Below are 13706 nucleotides of genomic sequence, written 5' to 3'. Positions count from 1 at the left end.
TCGAAAAAATCGCAGTATCACCTTCATAATGTTTGGTCAGCGGGTTAAATATTTCTTGAATAGTGGCTTGTCTTAATGATATCATCTAAGTGTGATAGGAGTTGATAGAATTGGAAGATAAAAATATCCTGAAGTTCAAGGACGAAGACGGAAATGTTGTAGAACTGGAAGCCGTTGCGGAAATATATCTTGAAAAACAGAAGTATCTCATACTTGCACCACTGGAGGAAGAAGCCGGGGATGAGTATGTGTATCGTGTAGATGTGGACAAGGAAGGAAACGAAGAACTCAATGCCATCGAGAATGATGAGGAGTTCATGCGTGTGAAGAAGGAATATAAAAATCTGTTATACAGTGAGGGTGGAAAAGATGAATAAAGACAGTATCATGGAATATCTGGAAAATAATGGATTATCGGATCTTGATATCCTAAGAGAGGAAGAGGGACTGCTGGTCGCTACGGCTTATTATGATTTTGATGAAGACGAGATGGAAGCGGCACAGGCCTATGCAAAGAATCAGGTGGAAGAGGGAGACGAGGAAGCCGTCTACAATGAATACCTGACAAACTATCTGGTGGACCTGGCAGTGGACAATCTGGGCGAAATCATGGAGGAGCTCATCGAAGAGGAAGGCATTGATGCACAGTACCTGACCTATGAGCTGGAAGCCGATGAAATGGATAGCATCCAGGTGGCGATGCTGTTCTCCAAGGGAGACCTGGACAGCGATCTGGAAGACATTCTGGATGAACTGGAAATGTAGAAACCACCGATAAGTTCACGGAATATTGGGAATATTCAAAAGAGCCCGTGTTGAAAAATACGAGATTTGTGTTATAATATACTTAAATAAGATCCTGAAATGTACGTGTAGCCTATATATTCAACCTACATAACTAATCCGGGATTGCTAACAGAGAAAATGATATCAGGCTATAAAGGTAGCTACCTTTTCCTAGGGACATTAGAAGATAAAGAATTTTCTTGAGGCGAACCCACCTGCTGAGGCAGGTATGGATCCATAGGTGAACGGCATGTCGGGAAACTTAAATGATTATGATTGCTCTGCTTCCCAGCAGAGCAATTTTCATGTATACGGAGGTATGAAAAATGATGGATAAGATCCCACATGATGAACTTGTGGCGAAGATCAATGAATTCACCAGGATCTCCAGAGAAAGAGATCTGACGGAAGAAGAAGCTAAGGAACGCGCAAGATACAGAGAAGAATACTTACGAAGAATACGCCAAAGTGTTCGGGGAAACCTGTCCGGCGTGGAATATAAGGGAAATAAGAAATAGAACGGAGGAAGAACCATGTCAGTGAAAGTGAGAAACCTCATCAAGGACTTCGAACTGGAAGTGCTCAATGAAGGTGCCATCAACAGTGAAATAATGATCAATGATATCAACAGGCCAGGACTTCAGCTGGCAGGTTTCTACAACTATTTTTCCAGAGAACGGGTGCAGGTCATCGGTATGGGTGAATGGAGCTTTCTGGATGAGCTCATTCCTGCCCTCAGGGAGAAGAGAGTGGAGAAATTCATGTCCTATGACATTCCCTGCGTCATCATGACCAGAGGTCTGGAGCCCCATGAAGAGCTCATGGACGCTGCCAGAAGGAACAAGAAGTGGATTCTCCGCACGGATCTTTCCTCCACCATCTTCATTTCCAGGCTGACCATGTATCTGTCCAATGAGATCGCACCGGAAACAAGGCTTCATGGAACCCTTGTGGACATCTACGGCATGGGTGTGTTCATCACTGGAGTCAGCGGCATCGGTAAGAGCGAAGCGACGCTGGAGCTTCTGAAGAGAGGACACAGACTGGTGGCGGATGATGCAGTGGATATCCGAGCTGTGGATGGGGTGCTTCGAGGCAGATGCCCTGAAATCACCTTCGGCATGATGGAGGTGAGAGGCCTTGGCATAATAGACGTATCGGCTCTCTACGGACTGTCCACCATGATCCCGAACAAGCGGATCGATTTCATCATTCATCTGGAACACTGGAGAGACGACGGAGATTACGATCGCCTGGGCATGGATGAATTCGAGGAAATCCTCGGCGTCAAGGTGAAGAAGCTTGTAGTAACGGTGAGAAGCGGAAGAAACATCTCCATCATCATCGAAGCGGCAGCGGCGAATTTCCGCTACTCCAGAATTTCCAAGGTATCCCCGGCGGAAGTCATCGATGAAAGAATGCGGGAAGTCAGTGCGAGAAACAGCAGCGAGCAGCTGGACTGATCAAGGCGGATTCCTGAGAACCATTCTTCATTGCACTTGATATTGTGCTGATTTTACTTTATAATTAAACTAAATTAAAATCATTATAATTAGAGGTGAAAAATATGGTAGTGAATAATATTGATGTTTACCTCAGAGACAAAGGCGTAAAACCATCCTATCAGCGAAAGAGAATTTTCGAGTATATGATGAACAATCATAATCATCCATCTGTGAATGATATATATGAAGCACTGATCAATGAGATTCCGACGTTAAGCAAGGCCACCGTATACAATACGATGAACCTGTTTCTGGAGCATAAACTCATAGAAATACTGCCCATTGATACCAATGAAGCAAGATATGACGTGTTCAATCCAAAGGAACATGGGCATTTCAAATGCGATGTATGCGGAAAGATCTTTGATGTGAACATCAAAGTCAATGTGGAAGAACTGTCAGACGATCTGGCGGGATTCAGAGTGGACAGTGAAGTCTATAATTTCCATGGCGTCTGCAGAGAATGTCAGGAAAAGGCACAGGAAGAAAAGGCCATCTGAGGATGAAACATAGCAGGTACTGAAGCAGAAGAGATTCTGCTTCTTTTTTTGACTGTGAAGTCTGATTGGTGATAATAAGAAGTTCTTCAGAATGTTTTTCAGGGAAATATGGTAAAGTGAAAGAAAGAGGAAGTAGGAAAGAAGTTCAGGTTATGGAGGTAGTGATGCATAGAATTCTGCTTGTGGAAGATGACCCGGCCATTGTGACGAATCTTGTGGATATATTAAAAAGAGAAGGCTTTTCTGTGGATACCGCATCCGGACAGCAGATTGCCCTGGAGCGCATGGAAAAAGAGAAATACGACCTGTGTCTTCTTGACATCTCTTTAGGAGAGGGTAACGGCTTCGCAGTGTGCCGCGCCATCAAGGAGAAGGATGATACCCCTGTGATCTTTCTCACGGCTTCAGGGGACGAATACAGCGTAGTGGCGGGCTTTGATATGGGCGCGGACGATTATGTGAAGAAACCGTTCCGGCCCAGAGAGCTGATTTCAAGAATCAGAAATGTCCTTCGAAGAACAGGAAGGCAGCAGACCACCATGGAGATCGCAAACCTTCTGGTGGACCCTGAAAAGGCGGCCGTACGGAAAAACGGAGAGGAGATCTTTCTTTCCGCACTGGAATATCGGCTGCTTTTGGTGTTTATGAATCATCGTGGCATGGTGCTCTCCAGAGCGAAGCTTCTGGAGGAAATCTGGGACATCGCGGGGGATTTTGTCAATGACAATACCCTGACGGTCTACATCAAGCGCCTGAGAGACAAAATCGAGAATGACCCGCAGCATCCGACCATCATCAAGACCGTCCGTGGTCTAGGCTACAAGGTTGGTGATTGAGATGAAATTTTTACGGAATCCCGAGGTCAGAAGAATGCTTCTCCTGGAGCTTCTCTTTTCTGCCCTCATGATCTTCATCGGTTTCAGAAGCGGGAGAGAAACAGGATATCTTCTGATGCTGGTTTCAAGCCTGCTCATTGCGGCGAATCTCTTCTTCACCTTCCGGCGCTACAGAAACATCGCGAGACTGACGGAGGAGATGGAGGATGTGCTCCACAAGGAACGTTTTTCGCCCATATCCGCTTACGAGGAAGGAGAGCTTTCCATTCTGAGAACCCAGATTCACAAGATGAACAAGAAGATGGAAGAGCAGCAGGGGGCGCTTCTGAATGAGAAGATCTATCTGTCGGAGTCTCTTGCGGATATCTCTCATCAGATCCGTACGCCGCTCACGGCGCTGAATCTCACCTGCGATCTGCTTCTGGAGGAGCGGCTGGAAACCGGAAGAAGAAAATCTCTTGTGAAGGAACAGATGAAGCTGCTTGATCAGATTGACTGGCTCATCAGTGCTCTTCTGAAAATGGCGAAGCTCGATGCCAATACGGCGAAGATGATGAGGGAGAAGGTTCATGTGAGAACGCTCCTTCAAAGAGCGGTGGAGCCCCTGGCCATTGCCATGGACGTAAAGGACCAGGCGCTTGTCATCAGGCAGGAAGGGGAGGAAAGCTACTTCGGCGATCTCAACTGGAGCGCCGAAGCGCTTCTGAACATCCTGAAAAACTGTATGGAGCACACGCCGGTGGGCGGCACCTTGACCATTTCGGTGTCGGAGAATGTGCTCTTCACGGAGATCGTCATTGAGGACAATGGCCCTGGCATCCATAAGGAGGATCTTCCGCATCTCTTTGAGCGGTTCTATAAAGGAAAGTCATCCGGTCAGACCAGTGTGGGCATCGGACTGGCCCTTTCAAGAATGATCATCACCCAGCAGGGCGGAACCCTGAAGGCGGAGAACAGGCCTTCAGGTGGAGCAGGATTCACCATCCGCTTCTATAAGGGAAGAGCCGAGAGCTGAAGATTCGGGTACTTTGTACTCGGTCCTCAGCTTTTTTCAATGTGACGATTCTGTAAGATTAGCGTCATGAACCTGTAAGGTTTCTTCCTTATCATGAGAGTATAAGAAATAGGATCAGGAGGATTCATAATGGAAATTTTAAAAGTGGAAAATCTCACCAAAACCTATGGTGACGGCATAAATCAGGTCAAGGCACTGGATGATGTGACATTTGGCATCGAGAAAGGAGACTTTGTGGCCATCATCGGGCCTTCCGGTTCAGGAAAGTCCACACTGCTTCATATTCTGGGTGGCGTGGATAAGCCCACATCCGGAAAAGTGTTCATGGACGGCAGCGATGTCTACAGTCAGGATGATGAGAAACTGGCCATCTTCAGAAGAAGACAGGTGGGACTCATCTATCAGTTCTACAATCTCATTCCGGTATTGAATGTGGTGGAGAACATGACCCTTCCGGTGCTCATGGATGCGAGAGATGTCAATGAAGACAGGCTCCGTGAGCTGCTGGGCACTCTATCTCTTCATGGACGGGAGAATCATCTGCCGAACCAGCTTTCCGGGGGACAGCAGCAGAGAGTCTCCATCGGACGGGCCCTCATGAATGCCCCTGCGGTGGTGCTGGCGGATGAGCCCACAGGAAATCTCGACTCGAAGAACTCCCAGGACATCATTGAGCTGCTCAAGGAGTCCAACAGAAAATACAACCAGACCCTCATCATCATCACCCACGATGAAAACATCGCCCTCCAGGCCAATCGCATCATTTCCATCGAAGACGGAAGGATCACGAAGGATGAGGTGATCCGAAGATGAATATCCTGAATAAAGTCACACTGAAGAACCTGATGAAAAACAGGACCAGAACCCTTGTGACCATCATCGGCATCATTCTTTCCGTATCTCTGTTCACGGCGGTAACGACTTCTGTGAACAGCCTGAAGACCTACATCATTGAAGTGACCAAGGAGAAGGATGGTGATTTTCACGGCGGTATATTCGATGTGAATGGAGAAAAACTCGAAGAGATCGTTAACGATGAACGCGCTGAGAGGGTCACCACCATCCAGAACATAGGGTATGCGAAAATCGATGCGATCGAGAATGAATATAAGCCTTACCTGTTCATCGGTGCCATGGGGGAGGGATTCAGGGATATGATGCCTGTGCATCTTCTGGAAGGAAAGATGCCGGAGAGCAGTCGGGAAATCCTTCTGCCGGATCATCTTGAAACCAATGGCGGTGCCAGCTACAGTGTAGGAGATGTGATCACTCTGGAGCTGGGTGAGCGCGTTTCCGAAGGCATGAAGCTTCATCAGACGGACAGCTACATCACTGAAAATGAGGAGCTTGAAAAGGTCAGCACAAGAACCTATACCATCAGCGGTATCTATGAAAGACCTTCCTTTGAGGGCTTCAGTGCACCAGGGTATACAGCCCTGACTCTTCCTGACGGAGCAGGTCCGGATAGTTTTGATGCCTATGTCCGCGTGGACCCCATGAAGGATACCTACGAATTTCTGGAAGAATACGGGGATTATGCGACGAGAGTCAACAGCGATCTTCTGAGATTCTCCGGAAATTCCAATGAGAACACGTTAAATGCCGTACTGTACAGCATGGTGGCGGTACTTTCAGCCATCATCATGTTCGGTTCCATTTCCCTCATCTATAATGCTTTCTCCATCTCCATCAGTGAACGGACAAAACAGTTCGGACTGCTGAAATCCGTGGGTGCCACAAGGAAGCAGATCCTCTCGAGTGTACTGTTCGAAGCACTGGTTCTCAGCGGCATCGGTATTCCTCTGGGTATTCTTCTGGGCATCACGGGCATCGGACTGACCTTCGTCTTTTCCAGTGATGTGCTCAATGCGCTCTGGGCCGGTGGCACAAAGTCCGAGCTGGTCCTTAGAATTTCACCGGAATCCCTGCTCATTGCAGCGGCGCTGGGTCTAGCCACCGTCCTTCTTTCAGCCTGGATTCCTGCCAGAAAGGCAGCCAGGGTCTCGGCCATTGATTCCATCAGGCAGACCGATGACATCCGAATCCGGCCTGGAAAGGTGAAAACCTCAAAGCTCACCTATAAACTTTTCGGGTTCGACGGCATGCTGGCCGCCAAGAACTTCAAGAGGAACAGAAGAAAGTACAGAGCCACGGTGGTGTCCCTCTTCATGAGCGTGGTGCTGTTCATATCGGCCTCCAGCTTCACTTCCTACCTGAAGAAAGGAACAGAGCAGGTCTTCGAGGAAATGGACCATGACATCACCTATTATCTGACGCCGAGCCAGGAGAAAAACCCGGAAGATGTCCTGAAGCTTCTGTCCGGAGCCCAAGGGGTGAACGACACATCCTACGAGTACAGCGAGATGTATGGAACGCTCCTCGTGCCGAAAGAAGTGGTTACGGAAGGATACACAGAGCTCATGGATATGAGCTATTATGAGGAGATGCTGAAGCCACGGGAGAGCGAAAGCATCGTGAACATGCACCTGGCTTTCCTGGATGATGAGAGCTTCAGAAGCCTCCTGGCGGAGAACGGCTTATCCGAGGAAGAGTACATGGCTGGCGAGGCGCCCAAAGCCCTTGTCTATGCATCTGGCAAAGTTTACGACTCCACTGACTCGAGATATTATACCTTCGATGTGGTGAAAAACGGCTCCTTTTCCGCAAGGCAGGTGGAGATTCCGAGTCTTTTCGAGGACAGATACTTCAGTGGAGAGGAAAGAGACGGAAAACTTGTCTATACAAATGGGGAAGGAGAAGATGAAGTCCTCTATGCAAGAGAAGAGGTGATCATCGAAAGAGATCTTGTGCTTGGAGAAATCATCAGCACTATGCCCATGATGAGCTACAACGCCAACGGGTCCGAGCTGAAAGTCATCTATCCGTACAGCGCCATGGAAAAAGTCATAGGGAAGCCCGGAAACGGAGCGGTGAACCTGTATTTCGAAGTGGAGGATCATGCTGCGGCATACAGAGAGATGTCTGAGATTCTCAAGGATGCGAATCTTTCCTTCACAAATCTTGTGGATCAGGCCACCTACATGGATCAGAATAGGGCCATGATCACCGTAATCAATATCTTCTCCTACGGATTCATCATCCTCATCTCCCTCATTGCGGCAGCCAATGTCTTCAACACCATATCCACGAATATTCATCTGCGAAGAAGAGAATTCGCCATGCTGAAGACCGTGGGGATGACCACCAGGGGATTCAACAAGATGATGACCTATGAAAGCATTCTCTATGGACTGAAAGGCATCCTCTACGGCATACCTGTGGCCATAGGCGTCACCTATCTCATCTACCTGTCCATGAGCAATGGCATCGACTTCGCCTTCTTCATCCCCTGGATCCCTGTGATCCTTGCGGTGGGTAGCGTGTTTCTTGTGGTTTTCGCCACCAGCATCTATGCCATGGATAAGATCAGAAAGGACAATCCCATTGACGCGCTGAAAAATGAGAACATCTGACAAGCCTTCAGCCTGAGAGAAATCTCAGGCTTTTCGCATGGGAGGCTCTTGCCCCGGAAAGGGAAAGAAAGACGGGTCTCTGCACATTCCTCCATGAGGAGAGTGGAAGGGCTATGTGCCTGAAAGGGGTGGTTAATCGGGCGTTAATGTAGTAGAATGTTCTTGATTTGAAAATGGCGATCTGGAGGAAACTATGACGGAGATCTATTTGGTAAGACATGCAAAGCCCGACCACAGCTGGGAAGAGGATGAGACCAGGCCTCTGACGGAAGAAGGAATGGCAGATGCACGAATCGTTAGGGACTACTTCCGGGAGATTCATGTGGATGGCTTTATTTCTAGCCCCTTTAGGAGAAGTATCGATACCATAAGAATCAGTGCGGAAGAAAAGAGGATGAGCATCAAAACGGATCGGAGGCTCAGAGAACGGGAAAAGGGGCCAGGTGGGAACACCCATGAGCTGTTCAGAAAAAGATGGGCAGATTTCTCCTTTCATGAGGACGAAGGAGAGTCCCTCGAAATGGTGCAGAAACGGAACATGGAGGCCCTTCATGGGATTCTGGAAGAAAGAGAAGACCAGAGTGTTGTCATCGGTACCCATGGTACAGCCATGAGCACGATTCTCCATCATTATGACCCCGCCTTTTCGGTGGAGGATTTTCTGAGGATCATCGACTTCATGCCCTATATCGTCCGGCTCACTTTCCAGGGGAAGAACCTGACGGCAAAGGAAGAGCTTCTGTATGTCAAGAAGGAGTATGATGGAAAGTAAAATTTGAGGTTTTTCAGATTGCTCTTGACCGGTAAAGGGTTTCAGGTGGTAAGATGGATACAGTAGTAAAATAATGAGTTGTGTGTAAGGATGGAAAGTGTATATGAACAGATTTAAAGGGGAAATGGGACTGATTCTGGTTTCCATAGTATGGGGCAGCGGCTTCATCGCTACGGCCATAGGCCTTGATTATATGAGCACCTACGAGACCCTGGCAGGGAGGTTCCTGGTGGCCAGCATTCTATTGGGTGCCTTCAACTTCAGAAAGATCCGAAGCATCGGCAGGAAGACCCTTAAGAGAGGGATGATTCTCGGTGTGTTTCTTTTCACGGCTTTTGTGCTTCAGACCCTAGGTCTTGAGTTCACCACGGCGTCGAAAAATGCCTTTCTCACTGCCGTATGTGTAGCAGTGGTTCCTTTCATCGGCTATCTCTTTCATAAGAGAGCGCTGGTGAGGATGGACATCATCCGGGCAGCTGTGGCCATGTCCGGTGTGGGACTCATTTCTCTGCAGTGGTCCGGAGGGGTCAACGTGGGAGATTTCCTGAGCTTTCTCTGCGCCTTCGCTTTCGCTCTCCACATCTTCTATACAGGAGAGTTCACGCAGGAAGAGGATGCCATCACCCTGACCATGATCCAGATGATGACGGCCTTTGTGCTGTCCATGACGGCTGTGGCCGTAAGAGGAGATTCGCTCATCGGGCAGGACCCCGGAGGATATCTGGCGGTTCTTTATCTGGGCGTGTTCAGCACCACCATCTGTTTCCTGGTCATGACCATTTCACAGAAGTATACAAAGCCGGCAAGAGCGGCGGTGATCATGTCCACAGAATCTCTTTTCGCCATGGTGTTCTCAATCCTCATACTTCATGAAGCGGTGACCATCAGAATGATCTTCGGTGCCCTTGTCATCTTCCTGGCCATTGTGCTGCCTCAGAGAGAAGAAGAGGTGGTCCATGCCAAAGTTCTTGAGAAAGACGCGGTCTGATTTTTCGTCAGTTATTTAGCCTTATTCGTATATTGCAAGGAATGCAAAATCCCTTTTGTCATAGGAGATGTGACAAAAGGGATTTATCTTTTGATTGTTTATTAAATGAAAACGTAATAATATGTAAATATAAACAAATATAACGTTATCTTTCACGACATTTGCATCCGGATGCGAAAAAACGTGTCGGCGCGGCTCAACTGGTTATCTTTCCTGACTGATCATCAGGGGGGATGATTTATCGGGAATTATTGAACTTATCAAGAATGGAGGATTAAAATGGAAAAGAAATCTGGAACAAAAGCTGGTATTCAGAAGTTTGGTGCATACCTGAGCGGTATGGTCATGCCGAATATCGGTGCATTCATTGCCTGGGGACTGATCACAGCGTTATTCATTCCAACCGGATGGTGGCCAAACGAGAGACTGGCGGAAATGGTCGGACCGATGATCAACTACCTACTGCCCCTTCTTATCGCCTATTCCGGAGGTAAACTTGTATATGACCACAGAGGTGGTGTCGTTGGTGCAGCAGCAACCATGGGTGTTATCGTAGGAACAAGCATTCCCATGTTCCTGGGTGCCATGATCATGGGACCACTCAGCGCATTCCTCATCAAGAAGATCGACGGACTTTTCGAAGGAAAAGTGAAATCCGGTTTCGAAATGCTTGTGAACAACTTTACAGCAGGTATTCTGGCAACAGTGCTGGCGATTTTCGCCTACTATGTGTTCGGACCCATCGTGGAGACGCTGAACAACTTCCTTGCTTCAGGTGTAGACGCCATCATCAATCTGGGTGTGCTGCCACTGGTGCATCTGTTCGTGGAACCAGCCAAGGTGCTGTTCCTGAACAATGCCATCAACCATGGAATCTTCACACCACTTGGTGCACAGCAGGCTGCAGAAGCTGGCAAGTCCATCATCTTCATGCTGGAATCCAATCCAGGACCTGGTCTTGGTATTCTGCTTGCCTACATGTTCTTCGGGAAAGGACTGTCCAAGGCATCCGCTTCCAGTGCGGCAGTCATTCACTTCCTGGGTGGTATTCATGAAATCTACTTCCCATACATTCTGATGAAGCCGATTCTGATCGTGGCAGCCATGGCTGGTGGTGCAGCAGGTACACTGACCTTCTCCCTGCTGAACATCGGACTCAATGCGGCTCCTTCACCAGGATCCATCTTCGCCTACATCGCCATGACACCAAAGGGAGACTTCTTCGGAATGTTCCTGGGTATCATCGTTGCAGCAGCAGTATCCTTTGTCATTGCATCAGCCATTCTCAAAGCATCCAAACAGGATGAAGGAGATCTGGACAGCGCAGTGAGCAAAATGGAAGAAATGAAGGGCAAGGAAAGCTCTGTAAGAAGCACATTGACAACATCTGCAAAGAACTACAAGGATGTACATAAGATCATCTTCGCCTGCGATGCAGGGATGGGATCCAGCGCCATGGGGGCATCCATTCTGAAGAAGAAAGTGAAGGAAGCGGGCATTGAGGACGTGGACGTCACAAACCTCGCCATCAACAATCTTCCTTCCGATGTGGATCTTGTGGTCACGCACAAGGACCTCACTGAAAGAGCGCATAAGATGGTTCCAGGCGCCATCCATGTATCCGTGGACAACTTCCTGGGTACAACCAAGTATGATGACATCGTGGAAGACCTCAAGAAGAGTAAAATGTAGTATAATGAATGTAATAAAGGCGGGCCGAAGCTTCTGCCAAAGCCTGTAAATGAATAAGGGGGTGCATGTGATTTGTATATAACAGCGAGGGAAAGACTCATTCTGGGTATTCTGCTGGAATCACAGCACCTCTTTGTTTCCTTGAATGACATATCAACAGAACTTGATGTGTCACTGAGGACTGTACAACGAGAAATCAAATTTCTGGAAGATACACTGGCGGAATCGGATCTGTCTCTGGAAAAGAGAATCAATGAGGGGATCCGTATCGCAGGAAGCGAAGAGAACATTGAGAAGCTGAAGGAAGAGCTGAAAAGCTATTCTGATTTCGAGCTTCAGAGAAACGAGCGCAGCCTCGTCATATTCCATGAGCTTCTGAAGACGGACACCGTAAAGTCCGGATACCTGAGTTCCATACTGGGCGTCTCCGCGAAGACCCTGCAGCAGGATCTGGATTTCTTTGAAGAGGAGATCCGATATTCGCATCTTTCTCTCCTGAGAAAACCCGGTTATGGACTTTCCCTGGAAGGCAAAGAGAAGGACAAGAGAATGTGTTTTGTGCATCTGGTTCTGCAGAGACTGGAACAGAGTCCCATCTTTTCCCTGAAGGAAGGGGAGTTTCTCTCTCTGGACAAGAATGACCGGATCTTCACCATCCTGGATGCCAACAGACTGGAGATCATTGAAAGAAATCTTCTGGATGAAATCAGAAAACTGCCGTTCAGGCTCACGGATCTGGCCATCTTTGAACTTCTTCTTTATCTGCATCTGGCGCTGACGAGAATGAAGAGAGCATGCTTTGTGGAGAAGAAGAGCAGCCAGACAGAAGGGGAAGAGAAGAGTATTGCCCGCTCCCTGTATGCCAGACTCTCCAATGAACTTAAAATGGATATTCCTGAATGCGAAATCGATTTTTTCGCAGCGAATCTCAGAAGCGCGAAACGGATCCGCAGTCAGGAGATTGATGAAAATATGGAGCTGTCCACCCTTGCCAGTGAACTGATTGATTCTGTATCGGAAGCCACTGGATATTACTACAACAAAGACAAAAAGTTTTTTGATGCGCTGGTTTCTCATCTGGAACCGCTTCTGAATCGGATCCATGATGGAATCACCGTGCTGAATCCCATCAAGAAGGAAATCAAAGAGGATTATGGCGTTCTTTATGGAACGCTGGAGAGAATCCTGAAAGAGAAGTTCCATGAAGCGGAAATCAGTGAGGATGAAATCGGATTTCTGACGCTGCATTTTGCATCTGCCGTCACTGAGCTGAAGGAAGCGCCGAAGGTATCGACACTGGTGGTTTGCACCAGCGGCATCGCCACTTCAAGAATGCTGACGAAGAGGCTTCTAAATAAGTTTCCTCAGCTGACCATCATCGAGCAGGGGTCCATCTGGGACCTCAAGAAAATGGACATGGATGAGTTTGACCTCATCATCTCCACTGTGGGGATCAAAGGAGCGGACTTTGACTACATTCAGGTGAGCCCCATGCTTTCAGAAGAGGATGAAAGAAAACTGGAGAGAGTGGTGAACAATAAACTGCTGATCTCTTCCAAGAGAAGACCCAAGACAGACGGCATGGCTCCTGTCAGGGAAGGAGAGGTGAATCTTCTTTCCCTTACTGAATCCATGGAGGGCGGGAACAAGATCATCCGGGATCTTCTCCAAAGCTTCAGACTGCTCCATACCCATGCGGAAAATCTGAAAGCACTTCTGGATGTGGCCTTTGACGCCATGGCGCTGCCGGATGATGTGAGCATCACGGTGAAGGATATGCTCCTTCAGAAAGCCCTGCATACGGGGTCGGCTCTTCCAGGAACAAAGCTTGCGCTGGTTCATGGAAGAAGCAGCAAGCTGGCCGGGGCCATCTTCAGGGTCTACCGCAACGAAAAGCCCATGGAGATTCTCGGGATGGATTCGAATCCCATGGATGTGGAGACCGTACTTCTTCTGGTGGCACCGGAAACGCTTGGGGAAATGGAGCTGGAGCTTCTATCCACCATCAGCATCGGACTTCTTGAGAAAAGCATCGTATCCGTTTATGAGGATGGGGATGAAAATGAAATTCTCGCCTTACTGCAGAAGCACTTGAAGCACACATATCTGGAAATAACAAATCGAATCTGGAGGTAGTAA

General features: G+C 48.1%; 13 protein-coding genes and 1 other RNA gene. All 14 read left to right on the top strand.

The features are described from left to right. Positions 1-110 precede the first annotated feature (110 nt). The 14 genes from J3A84_RS03970 (at position 111) to J3A84_RS03905 (ending at position 13703) form a co-directional block, all read left to right on the top strand. A complete protein-coding gene (locus J3A84_RS03970; RefSeq protein WP_207598716.1) occupies positions 111-377 on the top strand; it encodes a DUF1292 domain-containing protein in 267 nt (88 codons plus the stop codon). Continuing rightward, positions 370-765, top strand: coding sequence for a hypothetical protein (locus J3A84_RS03965; protein WP_207598715.1), 396 nt, complete (start codon positions 370-372; stop codon positions 763-765). The genes J3A84_RS03970 and J3A84_RS03965 overlap by 8 nt, the downstream gene beginning before the upstream one ends. Positions 766-853: 88 nt before the next feature. Further along, a non-coding RNA gene (gene ssrS / locus J3A84_RS03960) (6S RNA) lies at positions 854-1050 on the top strand. A 62-nt stretch (positions 1051-1112) separates the two neighbouring features. Next, entirely contained in the window at positions 1113-1304 is a 192-nt protein-coding gene (locus J3A84_RS03955; RefSeq protein ID WP_207598714.1) for a DUF896 domain-containing protein, read from the top strand. A gap of 15 nt (positions 1305-1319) precedes the next feature. Further along, positions 1320-2249: an HPr(Ser) kinase/phosphatase gene (gene hprK / locus J3A84_RS03950; protein WP_207598713.1), complete on the top strand. Its 930-nt coding sequence runs from the start codon at positions 1320-1322 to the stop codon at positions 2247-2249. Positions 2250-2353: 104 nt separating this feature from the next. Next, positions 2354-2791, top strand: coding sequence for a Fur family transcriptional regulator (locus tag J3A84_RS03945; RefSeq protein WP_207598712.1), 438 nt, complete (start codon positions 2354-2356; stop codon positions 2789-2791). A gap of 164 nt (positions 2792-2955) precedes the next feature. Then, entirely contained in the window at positions 2956-3627 is a 672-nt protein-coding gene (locus tag J3A84_RS03940) for a response regulator transcription factor (RefSeq protein WP_207598711.1), read from the top strand. 1 nt (position 3628) lies between these two features. Continuing rightward, positions 3629-4642, top strand: coding sequence for a sensor histidine kinase (locus tag J3A84_RS03935; RefSeq protein ID WP_207598710.1), 1014 nt, complete (start codon positions 3629-3631; stop codon positions 4640-4642). Positions 4643-4771: 129 nt separating this feature from the next. Beyond that, positions 4772-5455, top strand: coding sequence for an ABC transporter ATP-binding protein (locus J3A84_RS03930; protein ID WP_207598709.1), 684 nt, complete (start codon positions 4772-4774; stop codon positions 5453-5455). Next, positions 5452-8115 (top strand): ABC transporter permease, encoded by a 2664-nt coding sequence (locus J3A84_RS03925; RefSeq protein ID WP_207598708.1) that lies wholly within the window; start codon positions 5452-5454, stop codon positions 8113-8115. Before J3A84_RS03930 ends, J3A84_RS03925 begins: the two co-directional genes overlap by 4 nt. A gap of 193 nt (positions 8116-8308) precedes the next feature. After that, positions 8309-8887: a histidine phosphatase family protein gene (locus tag J3A84_RS03920; RefSeq protein WP_207598707.1), complete on the top strand. Its 579-nt coding sequence runs from the start codon at positions 8309-8311 to the stop codon at positions 8885-8887. A gap of 103 nt (positions 8888-8990) precedes the next feature. Then, positions 8991-9875, top strand: coding sequence for a DMT family transporter (locus tag J3A84_RS03915; RefSeq protein WP_207598706.1), 885 nt, complete (start codon positions 8991-8993; stop codon positions 9873-9875). A gap of 279 nt (positions 9876-10154) precedes the next feature. Next, positions 10155-11567, top strand: a complete 1413-nt coding sequence (locus tag J3A84_RS03910) for a PTS mannitol transporter subunit IIBC (protein ID WP_207598705.1) — start codon at positions 10155-10157, stop codon at positions 11565-11567. A gap of 72 nt (positions 11568-11639) precedes the next feature. Further along, entirely contained in the window at positions 11640-13703 is a 2064-nt protein-coding gene (locus tag J3A84_RS03905; protein ID WP_207598704.1) for a BglG family transcription antiterminator, read from the top strand. Positions 13704-13706: the final 3 nt, after the last annotated feature.

This window comes from Proteiniclasticum aestuarii (assembly GCF_017368455.1).
Classification (GTDB): Bacteria; Bacillota; Clostridia; order Clostridiales; family Clostridiaceae; genus Proteiniclasticum; species Proteiniclasticum aestuarii.
Note: the sequence above shows the minus strand (reverse complement) of the source record. Positions and strands in the feature narration are given on the sequence as shown.